We start from the raw sequence: 16365 nt of genomic DNA, 5'->3' as shown, positions 1-16365 counted from the left end.
TCTAGTTCCGGTTCAGTTTAACGGCCGAAAGATCCGCCACCGTCTCTTCCGTCTGCCATGTCTCATCAGAAGCGGCCATTCCGAGACGGAGCGCTTCCCCATAAGATTCTTCGTGAGAAATTCCGAACAGCATACCGCTGATGAAGGCTTCTTTCACCCCGGTCCCATCTTTCCATTCCTGGACGGAGGGGACAAGGTGCTCTTCTGCCCCCCCTCTCCTTTTCACATAAACCCCTTCGTGGTCGAGATGGATGATGATATCGGAAACTCCTCTCTGAATCAGCACGTCAGCCGCTTCTCTATATCCTTCAAGTGAACCGACTTCCCGACCCGTAAATCCCGCGGCTTCTTCCCGGTTAATGAAAAGAACCTCCACACCCGAGAGGTCCTCTGGCAACCGCTTCGTCTTTGGAGCTGATACGGTATGGACCCAAAGAGGTCGCTCTTCTTTTTTTGCCCGCTCTATCAAATAATGTAGAGTATCCTCGGGCAGATTCGTATCAGCAAAAATAATTTCAGAAGAAGCCAGATGGGACCAGCGCGATTCTAATATATCAGCATGAAAGTGCTCATAAACACTCATATCAGCGACCGCCAGCACAAGTTCCCCATAATCATCGAGGATAGATGTGTACGTACCGGTCTTCTCCCCATGAATCATTACAGATTGAGCTACATCGACCCCTCGCTGTTTGGTCTCCTGCATGAGCCATCTACCGTCCTGGTCCTCTCCGGTGAGCGCTATCAAAGACACGTCACACGATAACCTACCCAGATTCTCTGCCACATTCCTTGCAACACCGCCAGATGCTTGCCTTGAAGAAGCAGGGTTCGATGTCCCGTACTCGACAGGACCGAGCGTACGTGTTTTCCGGTCGATATTCGCCCCACCGATACAGGTGATCTTTGCATCCTCCTTCAGCACGTAGGCTCTTCCTACGATTTCTCCCCGTTTTGTCAAAGCGGAGATGTATCCCGCCACAGCGGAACGGGATAGTCCCAGTTTCTCTGAAAGTTCCTGTTGGGAGATGAAAGGATTCTCTCTGATTAGTTCTAAAATACGCTGATCTTTCACAACAAACGCCCTTTCTATTTACGTAACTTCTTTACTTACATCTTATCATAGGAAAAAGAAGAATCATCGATGCCTCTACCCAGTAAATACGTCTTCACCTGGGTATCTCACGACATCTTTCGCCGGCTTACTGAAAGCAAAAGCAAAAGTGAGTGGACCCAGTTTCCCAACGAGCATCGTAACGATTATGATCCATTTTCCTGCTACAGAAAGTTCGGGGGTCAACCCCATGGAAAGTCCGACAGTTCCAAATGCTGAGACACTTTCAAACAAAATATCAAGAAACGGGGCCCGTTCTGTAAGGTTCAGTAAGAAAACCGTGATGATGACTACCATGATGCTAAGGAGAGCCAGAGATAACGCCCTCATCACAAGATGCATCCGTATATTCCGTTCAAACGCAACGACATATTCCCTTTCTTTCAAAAAAGATACGGTAGCCAGGATGATAATGAGTGCTGTCGTCAACTTGATGCCACCTGCTGTGGATGCACTTCCCCCTCCAATGAACATCAAAGTAATAAGGTAAAACAGGGTGGAATGCTCCAACTCAGAGATGCTCAGCGTGTTGAATCCAGCGGTACGCGGAGTCACTGCCTGAAAATAAGACGCCTGCCATTTTCCGAAATCAGACAACTGTCCCAGTGTCGAAGGATTATTCATTTCCAAGATGAAGATAATGAAGACACTTACTATATTCAAAACAAGAGTCCCTACGAGCATAATTTTCGTGTGAAGACTCAAGTGGTGGAACTCTTTCGTTTTCCAACTATCGAATACCACCGTGAACCCTAATCCGCCAATAATGAACAAAAAGCTGATGACTACGGTAATCACCGGGTGTTGTACATAAGCGGACAAACTGTCTCCCCATATGGAAAAACCCGCATTGTTAAAAGCGGAAATAGAGTGGAAGATACTTGCATAGATACCTTGTCCCCATCCCATTTCCGGTCCCCAGGTAAGCGAAAGCAATATGACAGCAATCATCTCTACCGTTATGGAAAAGAAAAACAGCCGCTTCACCAGAAGCACTATACCCCCGAGAGCATTTTGGTTCAAAGCCTGTTTAACAAGCAGGCGTTCTTTCAGACCGATTTTTTTACCGAGAAGCAGAAAGATGAGTACAGCGAAAGTCATAATACCAAGACCACCAAGCTGAATGAGGAACAGAATAACGATTTCTCCGAATAAAGTAAACACACTTCCCGTGTCCACTACGATCAGTCCGGTAACGGTCATAGCTGAGGCAGAAGTGAAGAGTGCATCCAACCAGGAAATCGGCTCTGTTGTAGCAAAGTCGAGTTTCAGCAATCCCGTACCGATCAGGATGGCTATTATAAATAAAGAGACCAGCCACTGAGGAGGAGTCAAACGTCTCAAACTTCCTCTCATTTTCCTGTCTCCTTTCCAAATATAAGGTGATGACTAATGATACCACCACTCCTGATGCTTAGCAATTTTCACCTAAAACGACGGTATACAGCATGTCACAATTTTTTCAAAAATAATCCAAATACTGTTCTGTTCACCTTTGAAGCTTGCAGGACCACATATCTCTGTTTAAAGCGAACCACTCAGGGTATGAAACCTGTGGAAACCGTTTCAATAAGACGGAATATCAAACCAGGAGGGATTCACGTATGGAAGAGAATACTCACACTGAACAGGAACAACGCTATGGTCTACCACGTATCGGGGAGAAAGCTCCCGATTTCACAGCGCAGACGACACATGGAGAACTGTCGCTGGATGATTACAAAGGTAAATGGTTTGTCCTATTTTCCCATCCGGCAGACTTCACTCCGGTCTGCACGACAGAATTCGTGGCGTTCCAGGGGATTTATGATCATTTACGCGGAATGAATACAGAGTTGCTCGGACTGAGTGTCGACAGTGTCACTTCCCACATCGCTTGGATCCGTAACATCGAAGAGAATTTTGACACGAAAATCGAGTTCCCGGTCATTGCCGACCTGGACAAACAGGTCGCTACGAAATTCGGTATGATCACGCCGGAAAGCAATGGTACGGAAACGTCCCGGGCCGTATTCGTCATTGATGATAAAGGCACTATACGTTCCGTAATCTATTACCCACTTACGACAGGACGGAACATGGATGAAATCGTACGTCTCGTCGAAGCGTTGAGAACGACAGACAAGCATGGTGTTTCGACTCCTGCCGACTGGAGAAAAGGAGACAAAGTAGTCGCCTCTCCTCCGAAAACGGTCGAAGATGCGAGAGCTCGTGAAAAAGACGATTCGTATGAATGCGTCGACTGGTACTTCTGTAAACAAAACCTGGATTAATGAAGCAGAAAGCCGGAGCCCCTAAAGGTTCCGGCTTCGTTCATTCTATACATTCATTCGAGCTTTCTTTTCCCGCTCCCTTTTCCTATCAGCAGCTGTCCGATAGAGTTCCTTCTCCTCTTCCGTTTCCGGAATCACTTCCGGCACAGACACCGGTTTCCCGTCTTCACCGACGGCTACCATCGTCAGAAAAGATTCCGTCGTCACTTTCTGCTCCCCCTGAAGCAGATCATCCGCATAGACTTTCACGTACACTTCCATCGAGCTCCGGCCTGTTTTCGTCACACAAGCTTCGAGTGTCAGTGCTTCCCCAACCTTCGCAGAAGATAAGAAATTCACTGAATCGATGGAAGCTGTCACGACGACAGCATTCGAATGTTTCATTGCAGTCAGTGCAGCGATTTCATCGATATAAGCAAGTACTTTTCCACCGAAAATCGTCCCCATATGGTTCGTATCAGGCGGAAAGACGAGCCTTGTCTGAGTCATTTTCGAAAAACGTACAGGTATGGCATCCATGGCGATCCTTCCTTCCGGTATTTATTTCATCATAAAAAATCCCTTTTTCTCTTTAAGGGACAAAAGGGTACGGAATCATCGATTTGCCAGGACCATCCCTGATCATTCGAGTTATGTTCATCACGTAACATCCTCCTATTCTCCCGTAGGAATTCATGTTCTTTCCGGTGGCAGGTCTCCTGGCTCAGGTTCAGCGCTATCGTACCCCTTCCCGTCTGACAGACAGTGGATCGGCACATAGCTCCCCTTCACAGTGGCGGGACCGCGCCGGATTTACACCGGACTTCCCTATTCACGCATTTTTTGCGACCACCGGACGTATTCGATTGGCATGGGAAACTTATTCCCATGATTTCACTATCCTTCACTTTTCTTACTATGTCAATTAGCTGAGTACTCATCAACACTAAAACACCCTTCTCCTCTAAAAGGAAAAGGGTACCCTGCACTCATCTGAATTTCTTATGAACGAACGGACATTTCCCTTCAATAGGCTTGATATCATCACCTATGAATGACTGCTTCCACTCATTGTGGTCCGGGTCGCCGAAATGGCTGATATCCGGATGTTTCGGCAATTGATCCCATTTTTCCACTCGCGCCCTGACTTTCTCCCGTGACATGATTCCACCTTTCTCCGTACCTTCGAGACCCTGGAATATTCTTCTTGGCTGGAAGCCTAGAATGAGACTGTTGCCGAGGTTCCGGGTTTTTCGTTGTTTGTAAGCAGGAGCATTGCCGAATGCGAAAATCGGTTCCCCGGCAAAATGGAAATCCCATAAATAATGGTCTGGATCCCTCGGAGCAGAGGACGGCCAGAGAACCTGATCCATCTCGTGCAGGTACTGTAAAATATCCCAAAATCGCGCCCGGTAGAATTCGAGACTTTTTTCTTTTTCCTCAGGTTTTACGAAGATGAACAATCCATGACGCGGAGCATCAGGCTTCTTGAAGAGGTTCAGGAAATCTTCTACGGTATCAGGAAAGTGATTCCACTCTCCTTTTTCGAGATATGTATAGCGCAATTCCCCCTTCTGTTGGGCACGCATTCCGAAAAAGCACGGAAACGTCGGGTTCGTAACAATAGTGGTGAACGTTTCGTATTCTTCCAGAAACCAATCAGGCAATCTCTGTCTATTTCTGGGATCTTCCACGTACTTCTTTGTCAATAAACGAGTATCTGCGTTCCTCTCCATTACTTATCACTTCCCCCGAGCGAAAATCTTTCATGCATCCCTTCTTTCTAAATGTATTCAAATGTACAATCTGTGTATGAATGCAAAAATCACTTATCCATAGTTGCGTAAAATCGATTGAATGAATGACGCCTTTTCTCTCGTATACTTGAATTTGTCAGATGCATAAGCTTCTGCCAATTTGATCTTAAGGAGTTCGTACTCTTTTCTCACCTTTTCATTATTCCTCAGACAATTGCGGAACTTGAGCTGCTCCATCAAGTAAGAGTTGCCGCGCTCGAACATATGTATCTGATGGGTGCGCGGAGATCCTTTGCTCAAGTAATGCCTATCTGGCAATATCTCTGTTCCCTTATAATCGTATCCCAACTGTTCCAATAAAGAAGAAACGTAGACCCCGTCCTTGAATTCAGCAAGCTCCACAGCGATATCAAGAACCGGTTTCGCTCTCAGATACTTCACGGATGTGCTGCCTATATGATGAACTTCTGCAATGTAAGGTCTACCAACCTCCTCAATTTTTTCTTTTTCCTGCAAAAATCCCTCGTGCCATTGTTCACTCCAAGGAGCCAGAATAACTCGCCCATTCGGCAATCCCAACATTCGCTTTTCCTCCTATTCATTACCGAAGTAAGTCTTTCTTTTTTTAAAGAATACAAGCCACCACACCAACAAAAATAAGTGCCCTGCGAGAGCAAACATAGTCCACCATGCGCCCTGTTGCAATTCCATGATGAAAAATTCAAACTCATTCGCCCCCCTCGGCCTTCCGATACTATTAACAACCGTAACTAATGGTATAGTGAGTATGAATATAATGGCTATAAAGGAAAAACGAATCAACTTCTTACGTGTAATACTCCATATCGCCATATAGAATGTTAAAAATAATAGAGAGTAATAAATGACCCAGAACCATCCGGGAAGCGTCTCCCAGTTCACTGAATTTCCCCCTTTGACTCTTAGACTACTCCGAGATCCCTTTTCGATATTTAACTACTAACGCAGTATTTAGAATTATAGTAATTACACTCAGCACAGAAGCCGCGTAGATCACTGCGAGAATCGTATCCATCAGAGCCGACCAATCCTCGATCCTGACCAAATAATAGTTATAACAAAGCTGAAAACAGAGAGCAATCACACATGCACTGAAACTTACGACAATCACCGCCACCCGACGCTTTCCCGAAATTTTCTCCCTCATCAGTTCAAAACCAGGCAAACCCCAGGAAAAAAGCCCAAAAAGAAGGCTCCCAATGTTCAGCCATCCTGCATCCATTCCACATCCACCTCCCTGAGTACAACCTATCCTTTCCTAGAACAAAATTCAACAAAGACTTTCACATATAATATATTCCCCTTTGCATACACATAGGAGAAGAAAATGGAAAAGGAGCGAGCACATGATCTATACAAGTTTGTTGCTTATCCATATCATTGCAGCAATCGTCGGCCTCGGTCCTTCGTTCGCTATGGGAGCCATGCTCAAAGCATCCAAAACGAAACATAAGATCCTCTGGACGATGGAATTATTCAAGAAAATCGAAAAGTTTTCAAAAATAGGAAACATTACGCTATTGCTTACGGGCATCGCGATGGCGCTTGTGAATTCTTCCCTGTGGAAAGAAGGATGGTTCATCACGTCTATCCTGATTTATGTAGCTGTCCAATTCATCACAATCGGAAAAATTCCGAAATCCCATCAAGAGCAGGAGCGTATGCTGAGAGAAACGCAAGATGAAGAACTCCCACCCCCGTATATCGCATCCGTCCAAAACCTCAAGCCTTATAACGCTATTGTCCACAGCGCAGCAATCGTATTGATAGTTCTGATGGTGCTCAAACCGTTTTGATTTCACGTATTAAAAAAGAGGGAAAGCTCCGCATAGGAGTTCCCTCAATTTTTCTAATTAATCATGACTATGATCATGCTCCTGATGCTCTTCTTCTCCGTGAGATCCTTCTTCAGCAGGAGAAGCATTGGATAAAGCTTCTTTCAACCGCTCCAAATTCCTGTTCATTAGTGTAAAGTAGGTTTCCTCATTAGTTATATCCTCTTCAGTCAAAACGGATAAATTGTGGATACGCAATGGTTCTGCACTTATTTCTTTCCTCACTGTTTCCGCAACTTTCGGTGTCACGTTCTGTTCGAAAAATACATGATTCAGCCCGTGTTGTTCGGCTGTCTCGATGATACTCTGCAACTCTTTCTGAGAAGGTTCGTTGATGGGACTCAATCCTGAAATCGCAATCTGTTCAATACCATAGGCCTGTTCCCAATAGCCGTATGCTGCATGAGATACGATGATTTCATTTCCGGGGAGCTGCTCCAATTCGTTGTGGAATTTCCCATCCAGCTTCTTCAATTCTGTTTCCAATTCCTCGAAGTTTTTCTGGAAAATTTCTTCCTGGCCAGGCTTTAGTTCAACCAACATATTTTTGATATTCTCAGCTACGGTAATCGACTTCAACGGATCCAGCCAGATATGTGGATCCTGATCGCCATGATTATGACCTTCATGTGATTCCTCTTCCGCATGCTCTGTATGTTCATGATCGCTTTCATCCGAGCTATGGTCATGTTCATGATTTTGCTCTTCTTCCTCATCTTTATGGACATGCTCTTTCACCTCGACACCTTCAGATGCTTCTAAAATTCTTACGCCTTCCGGTTGGACCGTGTCAGAAATTTGTTCTGCGTACGATTCCAAGCCGGCACCATTGTAGATGAAAGCATCCCCTTCTGCGATTTCGACCATTTCCTTCGAAGTCGGCTCATATGTATGAGAGTCTGCTCCCGGTGGCAAAATCGACTCAACCATCGCCTTATCCCCTGCAATCCGGTCCGCAAAATATTGCAGCGGATACACAGTGGTGAATATTTTCAATTCATCCTCGGCCCTCTCCCCTTCCTCCGATTGTTGACTTTCATTCGAACTTTCATTTCCGCATGCCACCAATACAAGCATGAGTGACAGTAAACTGATCACACCCAAAACCTTTTTCATTTTTCCTATTCCTCCTTTATTTATGTAGAATTCAATCGTAATGACCACTTTTAAAATAGTAATCATTACGATTTAGGTTTTTAGCAAAAACCGGTTCCTTCAGACCGGCTTCCATCTTCGTGCATGAAACTTTCTTATCGCCTTACCAGCTGGCTTTCTTTACACCAGGGATCTGGCCTTTGTGGGCGTAATCCCTGAAAGCGATCCGGGACATTCCGAACTTCCTCATATAGCCGCGAGGTCTTCCTGTCACTTCACATCTGCCTGTCAGACGCGTCGGGGAAGAATCGCGGGGAAGCTTGCGAAGTGCTTCATAGTCGCCTTTTTCTTTCAGTTCTTTACGCAGTTCCGCGTATTTGGCGACCATTTCCTGACGCTTTTTCTCTTTGGCGACCTTGGATTTTTTAGCCATGTGTGCTCCATCCTCCTTCTTTTTATGGTTCAGACATATATTTTGAGCTAATCAATGACTTGTTTGGATTTCAACCAGTCAAATCGTAATCATTACGATTTAAACTGTAATGATTACTATATCATCATTTCTTTAGATGTGCAACTTTCTCCCATAAAGACAAGGAACGCTTTTGTTAAAAGCGTTCCTCAGCGTCAAATATATAATCATTCCTTTTACAGAGGCTGGAACAACCGTTTCAGAAAGCCTTTCACTCCTTTTTCCTTCTCTTCCTGCACGGAAGGCTTTGTTTCCGTCTCCACCTCGATCGTTTCCTTTTCGATGGCATAATCGACAACCAGCAATACACCTACGTCCGTTTCCTTCTCCTGGTCCAGCACAGACGTGACATGTATCTGGTGCCGATCCGCCAATCGGGAATAGGCTTTCCGGAATTTGTACCCGACCTTCCCATTCATCAACAGTTTCGCATCTTTATGTTCCTTCATCTGCTCCGCTAATTCATCCATCCCTTTCTGCTGCATCACCTGCCCTTTCGTGAGCATGAGCACAATCCGCTCCCGCAAGGTACCGAGATATCTCCTCCGCTCCCCGGGCTTCGTTTCTTTCGCTCCGTATATGCCTTCCTGCAGATAATCTTCTACATCTGTTCTGTTCATGTCATCCCCCTCCTTCACCGCTTCCATTCTAACTGTATTGTAGCTCATCTCATTGCTCATCTCATCTCTGAATATTTCCGGATGTGGTTTTCCGCCTTTTCACATTATGCTCGGTCTGCATATGTATAGATTGTATACCCTTATGAGGAGGTGAACGTTATGAGTGGAAGCTATGGCTCTCAATTCACGCTGATCGTAGTGCTGTTCATCCTTCTTATCATCGTCGGTGCTACCTACGCCTATGGTTGGTAATTGCTAATCGGTACTACAACTCACCCATTCTATGCCTGCCTACAGAAAACCAGAGCGGATTACCGCTCTGGTTATTTTGCATCCGGCAAAGCCCCTCACCGGCTCGTCATTTATTTATTTTCAGTTTCCCGGAAGAAACGATACTTACCTGCACATTCAGATTTTCAAACGTCTCTGGCTTAAGCCAATCTTTATCTTCGATTCCTAATTCCTTGAACTTCTCAGGGTGTTTCTTGTACACGTGGTAGGCGAATTGATAAACATCTATATTCTTTTCCAGAGCGTACTTATAAGTGTCTTTGATCTGTTTTTTAATTTCTTCTTCCGCATCTTTCTCCAACGTTTTCTCGTCTTGGTAAAAAGGATTCTCGATGATACTACCTTTCACTTTGACATCGACCGAAACCGTCACTTCCTCTCCTTTGATTTCAGGTGTGATATCGACACTCGGACTAGTAAAGACGATGGAGGCGTAATCTTTCTTACTGTTGAATAAATAAAGAGGAACTCTTTGAGATTCTTCCTGCATCCAGCGGATCCCCCGTTCTTCTTCAACAGGAAGACTACCTTTAAATTTTCCTTTATACACAAAAGCACTTCCACCGAATTCGACGGTAGGATGAGGTTCTTCCCCTCTTTGCCATTTACTTTTATCCAGACTGAGCATCGGAATATCCAACACCTTCCCCGGCTCCTCCTGATCAATCAGATATTGGCGGGAGGTAATCGGTCTTACGAGAGAAAACTGTCTGAATACCGGATAAGGATTGTTGACTTTGGAATACCAGGTTGATGTTCCTAAAATGGGCCTTCCCTGCGCTACTAAAGGAAGCTCCTCTTTCGTCGCATGAAGTATCACTTCACTCCTCGTTTCCGAATAACGGTTCAGCACGTCCATCACTTCGTTGATGATACCATCCTGTTTCAACGCCTCGGTCGTTATCACGATCTCTCCCAGGTGAGCCCAGGAAATGGGAAGCTGGGATGTATAATAGAGATCATCCGTGGCGATATCGAAAGTTTTGCCGGTTCCCTTGGCGATCCATATAGGTTTATCCTCCGAAGGCCCCCCACCACCTTCCTGTTTCCCTACGTTTTCCAATTCGATGAACCTGGCATAGACGACCAATTCCTCATTTTCATAACCTATTCCCAACCCCGATACGTATAACATATGTTCAATCGTCTTCCCGTCCCAACAACCTGTCAATAAACCCAACGAAAGAAGCACCAGTATCACTTTTCTATACAATTTAGTCACTGCTCTCTTCTTGTAGTATCAATAGGATCCAGCATTTCCGGTCTCTGGTATTTATCATCAGCGGAATTCCACATAGCATCCTGCAAGTCTTTCGGCTTGAACGGTGCGAACGGTGTAAGATATGGCACCCCGAAGGACCGCAGACTAGCTAAATAACCCGTCACCGCAAATAGAGAGATGAAGAAACCGAACATCCCGAAAAAAGATGTAATCAATAGAATTACCAGTCGTAAAATAGCCACGAGCCCCGTCAACGATTGATTGACCAGGGTGAACGTCGCTACCAGAGCAACGGCGTTGACTACAAGAATCCCAGGAGCCGTCAGTCCGGCAGCGATAGCAGCCTGGCCAATGATCAAACCGCCTACCACTGATAGGATCTGACCGACGACCATGGGTAATCGTACCCCGGCTTCCCGGAAGAGCTCGAACAAGAATAACATGAGGAAACATTCGACAGGAGCCGGAAATGGAACCCCATCTCTCGAGAGTGTCACGGTCGCTAGCAGGGTGAACGGAAGCTGATCCGGGTGAAACGTGATCAGAGCAATCCAGAAGGCGGGAACGAATAGAGCGATGAACAACCCGATGACACGAAGAATCCGTTCAAACAGGACAAAATTACTCGAAACATTACTGTCCTCCGCTGTTTTCAATATGAAGAACAGATTGACGGGAGCAATCAAAGCGGTCGGGGTCCCATCGACCAGTATGGCGAAACGCCCATGCATCAGACTTTCGACCACATAGTCCGGTCTTCCTGTGTATACAAACAGCGGGAAGAACGAATGCTTTCGATCCGAAAGAAGTTCCTCGATTTGAAGACTGCTTTCCACCCCGTCAATATCGATATTCCCGAGCCTCTTTTTCGCCTCCTCGACTATTTTAGTGTTGGTGACATCTTCAAGATACATCAACTGTACGTTCGTCTTGGTCCGTGTCCCTATTACAAAATTGACGACCTTCAGACTTGAAGTCCTGAGCCGTTTACGGACAAGGGCGGTATTCATGATAAGTTCTTCGACGAACCCTTCCTTCGACCCCCGGATCGATACTTCTGTGCTCGGCTCTTCCACATTTCTCATGGGATGGCCGATGGCATTCACCCTGAATAATCGGGAATCCTCTTCCTGAAGAATGATTACTTCGCCTCTGAAAACGATATCAACCATCTTTTCTTTCGTAATCGAATTCCCGAGCTCTTTCACATTCGCCGGAAGAACATTCTTCAAATCCGCTCTCCGTCTTTTATTTTGAAGAATAGGCCTCAATGCATAGTCGAACAATGCACTCTGATCGAATAATCCCTGACAATAGACGACGAGGATCGGTCCTACTGAAGTCGTCGCCTTATAAAACTCTACATCGGCACAGCCGTCGAACAACTCTCTCAAGGATTCTTCCGTAAACGTCACCTCTTGATCCTGGCTTTTCTGCTTATCTTCTTTTCTGTTCAAGATGTCCGCCTCCTATGAATCCATACTACAGCTCCAAGCAACAGAAACAGGTATAGTCCCATCCCATAGGTGAAACCGGGCAATACGTACTTTTTCAACCACTCATAAAACTGCATATCAGATAACGGTACATATAAACTGGAGACCAGGAGGACGACGTATCCCAAATGAAGCTTTCTTTTCACTTTCACTTGTTTGATTGTAAAGATGAGAGGTATCAAATATAGAATCAGAGCTATCCGGATTACTGCCCCGGAGAGCCATTGATAAATCGTCAAGTAGTCGACATGCTTGATATAAGAACCGATGGATACCATCCTCCACTGTTCATAGGCCGGATACCGGAGTTCAGCACCGTGCTCAGGACCAAACAGAGCGATAGTACCGGTAAGCGGGGCCAGGAACAGGTTCAAAAGCATGGCACCGATCACTACATACTTCCACAGCGCCATTTTCTTTTTGACTTGATGTTGTATACACAAAAGGAGAACCAGATCCATAGCGCCACTGCTTCCTACAAGGAACCCTCCCCACACCGGGTCCCACCCTTCGGTCAAAATCGGGAACAAAAGAGAATAGTTCTTATTCTGTACATTGGCGATTGTCACAAAAATACCCAAAATCACGACCATCGGGAGCAGTACCCCTGCCGCAATCGCTAACGTCTCCATGCCTTCTTTCAACATCAGAACGATGACCGCCAAAATCATCAATGCTAAAAAGATTTGAGGCGTTTTCTGTAAATAAGATACTTTCGTCCACGAGATCGTATCGAAAAACGTAATATAGCCGCTGATCATCAGATAGATAAGCAGAGGAATGGCGAAGACCCATTTCCCGACTTTCCCGAATCCCTCCTGGAGATATTCGAAGACGGATTGGTCCCCTGTCAGCTTGTGAATAACGTAAATGATCAACAGAACAACCGAAAAGGACACTCCCGTCAATGAGGCAGAGATCCATGCATCCCGTCGTGCCACGTTAAGAACAGGCGGTGTCAAAATGACATGATTGTAAAACCCTGAAGACATCATGATCAAAAAGAACAATTGTACGAAACTGATTTTTCCATCTCTCATCATAGGTAAGAATCCTTCACTTTTTTACTAGCGTGGGTAAATGAAGAGAAAGTATACGTAATGAAGTGAAAAAATGGCATAAAAAAACAAGCACTCTTTCTGAAGAGAACTTGGAGTAATGATATCAGGCCGGCACAAATATTCTGCAGTAGCATTACTTAATGTATAAGAAACTTTTTAAGCCAGGAGGGAGAGCATTGAATTCTGAAGGAAACGATTTATCCTCTACGCAGGTTGCAGCTATCGGCTCTTTCATCACGGTTTTAGGAGATGCGATTTCTTTACTTGCAGCTTTGATCGCGTTAGAAGAAGAGAATACTGCGGATTCAGCGCAGTCGACGCAACTCGAATCTCTTCAACACCAGATTGATGAACTAAAGAAAGCACTGGATCATAAGGAATGATTTATAAGCCATCAGATAGGGGTATAAGACTGAACCAAACAGTTCAGCCTAATCGAAAAAGGATGATTCATCATGGATTTTCCCACGATTCAGACCAACTTTTGGGATGCGGTCATAGCTATACCGGCGATTATGGGAGTTACCCAAAGCGTCAAAGTCGTCTTCAAGATACCAAAAATTATAGTCCCGACGGTCGCATTGATAATCGGCTTGCTGCTCTCTATCTTCATCAGTCATCGGGGGGATTTGCTCGCCGGGGTATTTATGGGATGGTTCTACGGATATGCTACCGTCGGGTCTTACGCTTCTCTAAAGACTTCCATCATTTCTTTTCGACAAAAACAGGACAAAGCGTGACGTTCATTTAGTGAATCCTAGATCTTCTTTCTGTCCTCTGATGTTCAAGTGAGGAATATGTTCTTCTACGAGTTCCATCACCTCGCCGACCAACGCTTCTAATTCTTTCACACTGTTCTCCGGGTTTTCTGTGAGCACTCCCGCCATCCGCTCATGGAGTTTATCAGGCTTGATCGTCATCTGACTGATAGAATGGGCCATCCATTTGAACAGCGGATGATGGACATACATATGATTCAGTCCGAACAGCACACCGAATAGTTTGTTTTCCACATCACATAGAACTGTGTAATACATCAGCCAGTCTTCCCGTTTCAAAAGGGCGTTCCGGTTCTTCCATCGGTTACCGAGCCATAGATTTTTAGTAATCATGCGCTCTGCAAGTTCTGATGGGTACACCGCAATTTTTTCCTTCCATTCACCTACCTTCGCTTCTCCATATAGTCCCACTCCCCCATAGAGAGATGCCACAATACATTGCTTGTCGTAATCCGTTTCATATCGATTTACTACATCTGAGGTGAAGCGCTCTACGGTCTCCGAAAGAAAATTACTTATTTCCAATTTGATTCCTTCTTGAGTCAAAAACGATTCCGACCACTCTTCATCTTCGTAAGGATGATACTCCAAAATCCTTCCACTCACCTCACGGATGGGACTCATGCGATCTTCATCCCTCGGCGGGAACGACCAAAATATATGTAATTCAATATCCGAATGTTCATCTTGCATATGTTTCGCCACAGAGCCCGCCAGCAGAATCGCCTCTATATTCGGGTTCCGTCTATAAACCTCTGCCAGCTCTTTCGCTTTTTGCATTAAATTCATGTTCCACTTCCTATCCTTATTCAAATAGTATACACTCCGACGAACAACGTGAATCCACCCGCTACAAACAACGTAAATGCCACAGGATTGCGTCTTCTGAATTCCATCACTCCCATCATGAAAACCAGTACTGTCACGACGATCATTGCATAGGGCATGATGGCTCTTGAAATGTCACTCATCATAGTTAACCCAGCTAAAACAATGACCACACCCGCCAATATCACTCTTAATTTCTTCACAATCATCCCTCCCTAGACGTTGAATTTCTCTTCTCGTTCAGTATCCTCTCTAAACAGGTGTGCTTTGTTCGATTTCATTACTGAAAAAGAAAAAACGATAGACGAAATTAGCATTACAAGCGCTAATGCAATGATTGTCAGACGTAAGGACACGACGTCTGCTGCGAGTCCAATTATAAGAACGAAAACGACTTGAGCAGCACTTTGGATTAATTGAAAGACACTCGTCACTCTGCCCATGACATCTACAGGCACATTGTTTTGGTAGAAAGTCGCTATGCCAGCACTCAGGAACACCTGAAAGAAACCTAATATGACAAAACCGACTACTATGGAGAGAAAGGACCAGGAGAAGGCGTAAATGATATAACCAACCGTCGTCATGACTAGACCGATCACAATCATGGACCTCAGGGACAAGGTATTCGTGAATATCGAAAGGAGGACTGCCCCCACCACTGACCCAATCCCGGTAATGCTGATCAGCAAACTGTATTCCATCTCCGAAAGCCCGATCACCTGTTGAGTGAACACGACTTCCTGGGTATCCATCGCGAAAGTGAAAATCATCACCAGAAGAAACCCGAGGTAGATGAAGGTCACGTAGTTATTCTGATTCATGAATTTCTGAACGACTGTAAAATCTTCGACCACCTGAGAGAAAGTCAGTCGTGGAATTGCATCTTTATCAATCGCTTCCTGTTTAGGAAGGAAAAATAACAACAAAGCAGAAAAAAGAAAGAACGATGCGTTCAGCCACAGCGTCATCTCCACAGAGCTTGCTAAAATGAGAGCTCCACCGATGGCTGGTCCGATAATGAACGCCCCCGACGTTGCGAAGGAGCGGATGGAGTTGAATCGCTTCCTTTTCTCCGTAGGAACCAGAATCGCGACGTAGGTCGTTGATGCCGGATGGAAAAATGCTTTCGCTATACTCAACAGAACCAGAATTCCGTAGATGACGATCATATTAGGAGCGAAGGGAATGAGACAGATGAAGGCCGCTCTGATCATGTAAGTGATGGTCATAACTTGTTTCTTACTGCGATACTCGATGAAACTTCCCGTCCAGAACTTCGTGATGATGTTCGTCAGTGGTCCCACCATCCAAAGTCCTGCGACAGCAGTGGCCGACCCTGTGATTTGATACACAATGATGTTGATGGCCACTAAGTAGATGAAATCTCCGATACTTGCTATCCCCATAGAGGTCAATAACAACGCAGGGGCTCTCCATTTCTTCAAATTTTCACTCATAAGAGTCTCCTTACCATGAGCAGTAGTAGCTAGTCCTTACTGAA

21 protein-coding genes and 1 riboswitch are annotated in these 16365 nt (G+C 45.2%); of the genes, 5 read left to right on the top strand and 16 right to left on the bottom strand.

From position 1 onward, the window contains the following. Position 1: 1 nt before the first annotated feature. Positions 2 to 1075: a carbohydrate kinase gene (locus BLQ44_RS03510; RefSeq protein ID WP_093192159.1), complete on the bottom strand. Its 1074-nt coding sequence runs from the start codon at positions 1073 to 1075 to the stop codon at positions 2 to 4. Between the two features lie 75 nt (positions 1076 to 1150). Beyond that, positions 1151 to 2470 carry a TrkH family potassium uptake protein gene (locus BLQ44_RS03505; protein WP_093192157.1) on the bottom strand — a complete coding sequence of 440 codons (1320 nt, stop codon included), beginning with the start codon at positions 2468 to 2470 and terminating at the stop codon, positions 1151 to 1153. 248 nt (positions 2471 to 2718) lie between these two features. On the opposite strand from BLQ44_RS03505, the gene BLQ44_RS03500 reads away from it, so the two are divergent. Then, on the top strand, positions 2719 to 3387 hold the full coding sequence (locus BLQ44_RS03500) for a peroxiredoxin (protein WP_093192155.1): 669 nt from the start codon (positions 2719 to 2721) through the stop codon (positions 3385 to 3387). Between the two features lie 45 nt (positions 3388 to 3432). Here BLQ44_RS03500 and BLQ44_RS03495 read toward each other — a convergent pair whose 3' ends face one another. The 5 genes from BLQ44_RS03495 to BLQ44_RS03475 all read right to left on the bottom strand — a co-directional run bounded on the left by BLQ44_RS03495 (position 3433) and on the right by BLQ44_RS03475 (position 6384). Further along, complete coding sequence (locus BLQ44_RS03495) at positions 3433 to 3906, bottom strand: acyl-CoA thioesterase (RefSeq protein ID WP_093192153.1); 474 nt, start codon at positions 3904 to 3906, stop codon at positions 3433 to 3435. 152 nt (positions 3907 to 4058) lie between these two features. Continuing rightward, positions 4059 to 4235: riboswitch (cobalamin riboswitch) on the bottom strand. A gap of 120 nt (positions 4236 to 4355) precedes the next feature. Continuing rightward, entirely contained in the window at positions 4356 to 5102 is a 747-nt protein-coding gene (locus BLQ44_RS03490; RefSeq protein WP_093192151.1) for a YqcI/YcgG family protein, read from the bottom strand. A 93-nt stretch (positions 5103 to 5195) separates the two neighbouring features. Then, a complete protein-coding gene (locus tag BLQ44_RS03485) occupies positions 5196 to 5705 on the bottom strand; it encodes a GrpB family protein (RefSeq protein WP_093192149.1) in 510 nt (169 codons plus the stop codon). 12 nt (positions 5706 to 5717) lie between these two features. Beyond that, positions 5718 to 6044, bottom strand: a complete 327-nt coding sequence (locus tag BLQ44_RS03480) for a hypothetical protein (RefSeq protein ID WP_093192147.1) — start codon at positions 6042 to 6044, stop codon at positions 5718 to 5720. Positions 6045 to 6069: 25 nt separating this feature from the next. After that, positions 6070 to 6384, bottom strand: a complete 315-nt coding sequence (locus tag BLQ44_RS03475) for a hypothetical protein (protein WP_093192145.1) — start codon at positions 6382 to 6384, stop codon at positions 6070 to 6072. Positions 6385 to 6508: 124 nt separating this feature from the next. On the opposite strand from BLQ44_RS03475, the gene BLQ44_RS03470 reads away from it, so the two are divergent. Continuing rightward, positions 6509 to 6958 (top strand): DUF2269 family protein, encoded by a 450-nt coding sequence (locus BLQ44_RS03470; protein ID WP_093192142.1) that lies wholly within the window; start codon positions 6509 to 6511, stop codon positions 6956 to 6958. Positions 6959 to 7015: 57 nt separating this feature from the next. On the opposite strand, the gene BLQ44_RS03465 is transcribed toward BLQ44_RS03470, so the two are convergent. From BLQ44_RS03465 to BLQ44_RS03455, 3 genes are all read right to left on the bottom strand, one after another. Next, positions 7016 to 8113: a metal ABC transporter solute-binding protein, Zn/Mn family gene (locus BLQ44_RS03465; protein ID WP_093192140.1), complete on the bottom strand. Its 1098-nt coding sequence runs from the start codon at positions 8111 to 8113 to the stop codon at positions 7016 to 7018. A 142-nt stretch (positions 8114 to 8255) separates the two neighbouring features. Further along, complete coding sequence (rpsN, locus tag BLQ44_RS03460) at positions 8256 to 8525, bottom strand: 30S ribosomal protein S14 (protein WP_093192138.1); 270 nt, start codon at positions 8523 to 8525, stop codon at positions 8256 to 8258. Between the two features lie 215 nt (positions 8526 to 8740). Further along, on the bottom strand, positions 8741 to 9184 hold the full coding sequence (locus tag BLQ44_RS03455; protein WP_093192136.1) for a YueI family protein: 444 nt from the start codon (positions 9182 to 9184) through the stop codon (positions 8741 to 8743). A 159-nt stretch (positions 9185 to 9343) separates the two neighbouring features. Between BLQ44_RS03455 and BLQ44_RS03450 the strand changes: the two genes are divergently transcribed. Further along, the gene (locus BLQ44_RS03450) at positions 9344 to 9436 is read left to right on the top strand and encodes a YjcZ family sporulation protein (RefSeq protein ID WP_093192134.1); all 93 of its coding nucleotides are present in this window, start codon (positions 9344 to 9346) and stop codon (positions 9434 to 9436) included. 106 nt (positions 9437 to 9542) lie between these two features. On the opposite strand, the gene BLQ44_RS03445 is transcribed toward BLQ44_RS03450, so the two are convergent. From BLQ44_RS03445 to BLQ44_RS03435, 3 genes are read right to left on the bottom strand one after another with little or no spacing between them, the layout of a single operon-like run. Further along, positions 9543 to 10697 carry a Ger(x)C family spore germination protein gene (locus BLQ44_RS03445; protein ID WP_093192132.1) on the bottom strand — a complete coding sequence of 385 codons (1155 nt, stop codon included), beginning with the start codon at positions 10695 to 10697 and terminating at the stop codon, positions 9543 to 9545. Then, positions 10694 to 12154, bottom strand: coding sequence for a spore germination protein (locus tag BLQ44_RS03440; RefSeq protein WP_176757412.1), 1461 nt, complete (start codon positions 12152 to 12154; stop codon positions 10694 to 10696). Before BLQ44_RS03440 ends, BLQ44_RS03445 begins: the two co-directional genes overlap by 4 nt. Next, complete coding sequence (locus BLQ44_RS03435) at positions 12151 to 13236, bottom strand: GerAB/ArcD/ProY family transporter (RefSeq protein ID WP_093192128.1); 1086 nt, start codon at positions 13234 to 13236, stop codon at positions 12151 to 12153. The genes BLQ44_RS03440 and BLQ44_RS03435 overlap by 4 nt, the downstream gene beginning before the upstream one ends. A 194-nt stretch (positions 13237 to 13430) precedes the next feature. On the opposite strand from BLQ44_RS03435, the gene BLQ44_RS03430 reads away from it, so the two are divergent. Both BLQ44_RS03430 and BLQ44_RS03425 read left to right on the top strand, forming a co-directional pair. Beyond that, positions 13431 to 13637 carry a hypothetical protein gene (locus BLQ44_RS03430; protein WP_093192126.1) on the top strand — a complete coding sequence of 69 codons (207 nt, stop codon included), beginning with the start codon at positions 13431 to 13433 and terminating at the stop codon, positions 13635 to 13637. Between the two features lie 72 nt (positions 13638 to 13709). Then, positions 13710 to 13994: a hypothetical protein gene (locus tag BLQ44_RS03425; RefSeq protein ID WP_093192123.1), complete on the top strand. Its 285-nt coding sequence runs from the start codon at positions 13710 to 13712 to the stop codon at positions 13992 to 13994. Between the two features lie 3 nt (positions 13995 to 13997). Here BLQ44_RS03425 and BLQ44_RS03420 read toward each other — a convergent pair whose 3' ends face one another. The 3 genes from BLQ44_RS03420 to BLQ44_RS03410 are packed head-to-tail and all read right to left on the bottom strand — an operon-like array spanning position 13998 to position 16321. After that, positions 13998 to 14822 (bottom strand): DUF4037 domain-containing protein, encoded by an 825-nt coding sequence (locus tag BLQ44_RS03420; protein ID WP_093192121.1) that lies wholly within the window; start codon positions 14820 to 14822, stop codon positions 13998 to 14000. 20 nt (positions 14823 to 14842) lie between these two features. Then, entirely contained in the window at positions 14843 to 15064 is a 222-nt protein-coding gene (locus BLQ44_RS03415; protein WP_176757411.1) for a DUF3953 domain-containing protein, read from the bottom strand. Between the two features lie 12 nt (positions 15065 to 15076). Continuing rightward, positions 15077 to 16321, bottom strand: coding sequence for an MFS transporter (locus BLQ44_RS03410; RefSeq protein WP_093192117.1), 1245 nt, complete (start codon positions 16319 to 16321; stop codon positions 15077 to 15079). Positions 16322 to 16365 lie beyond the last annotated feature (44 nt).

Origin of the sequence: Salimicrobium halophilum, from assembly GCF_900100295.1 — a bacterium.
GTDB lineage: Bacteria > Bacillota > Bacilli > Bacillales > Halobacillaceae > Salimicrobium > Salimicrobium halophilum.
The sequence above is the reverse complement of the archived record's forward strand: the minus strand, read 5'-3'. Positions and strand labels throughout refer to the sequence as shown.

What these genes read in the sequence shown, in the direction of transcription:
- BLQ44_RS03420 (WP_093192121.1), bottom strand. Translation starts at nt 14,822, where the DNA reads ATGAATTTAATGCAAAAAGCGAAAGAGCTGGCAGAGGTTTATAGACGG.
- BLQ44_RS03485 (WP_093192149.1), bottom strand. Translation starts at nt 5,705, where the DNA reads ATGTTGGGATTGCCGAATGGGCGAGTTATTCTGGCTCCTTGGAGTGAA.
- BLQ44_RS03410 (WP_093192117.1), bottom strand. Translation starts at nt 16,321, where the DNA reads ATGAGTGAAAATTTGAAGAAATGGAGAGCCCCTGCGTTGTTATTGACC.
- BLQ44_RS03505 (WP_093192157.1), bottom strand. Translation starts at nt 2,470, where the DNA reads ATGAGAGGAAGTTTGAGACGTTTGACTCCTCCTCAGTGGCTGGTCTCT.
- BLQ44_RS03435 (WP_093192128.1), bottom strand. Translation starts at nt 13,236, where the DNA reads ATGATGAGAGATGGAAAAATCAGTTTCGTACAATTGTTCTTTTTGATC.
- BLQ44_RS03425 (WP_093192123.1), top strand. Translation starts at nt 13,710, where the DNA reads ATGGATTTTCCCACGATTCAGACCAACTTTTGGGATGCGGTCATAGCT.
- BLQ44_RS03490 (WP_093192151.1), bottom strand. Translation starts at nt 5,102, where the DNA reads ATGGAGAGGAACGCAGATACTCGTTTATTGACAAAGAAGTACGTGGAA.
- BLQ44_RS03465 (WP_093192140.1), bottom strand. Translation starts at nt 8,113, where the DNA reads ATGAAAAAGGTTTTGGGTGTGATCAGTTTACTGTCACTCATGCTTGTA.
- BLQ44_RS03495 (WP_093192153.1), bottom strand. Translation starts at nt 3,906, where the DNA reads ATGGATGCCATACCTGTACGTTTTTCGAAAATGACTCAGACAAGGCTC.
- BLQ44_RS03500 (WP_093192155.1), top strand. Translation starts at nt 2,719, where the DNA reads ATGGAAGAGAATACTCACACTGAACAGGAACAACGCTATGGTCTACCA.
- BLQ44_RS03475 (WP_093192145.1), bottom strand. Translation starts at nt 6,384, where the DNA reads ATGGATGCAGGATGGCTGAACATTGGGAGCCTTCTTTTTGGGCTTTTT.
- BLQ44_RS03455 (WP_093192136.1), bottom strand. Translation starts at nt 9,184, where the DNA reads ATGAACAGAACAGATGTAGAAGATTATCTGCAGGAAGGCATATACGGA.
- BLQ44_RS03450 (WP_093192134.1), top strand. Translation starts at nt 9,344, where the DNA reads ATGAGTGGAAGCTATGGCTCTCAATTCACGCTGATCGTAGTGCTGTTC.
- BLQ44_RS03470 (WP_093192142.1), top strand. Translation starts at nt 6,509, where the DNA reads ATGATCTATACAAGTTTGTTGCTTATCCATATCATTGCAGCAATCGTC.
- rpsN (WP_093192138.1), bottom strand. Translation starts at nt 8,525, where the DNA reads ATGGCTAAAAAATCCAAGGTCGCCAAAGAGAAAAAGCGTCAGGAAATG.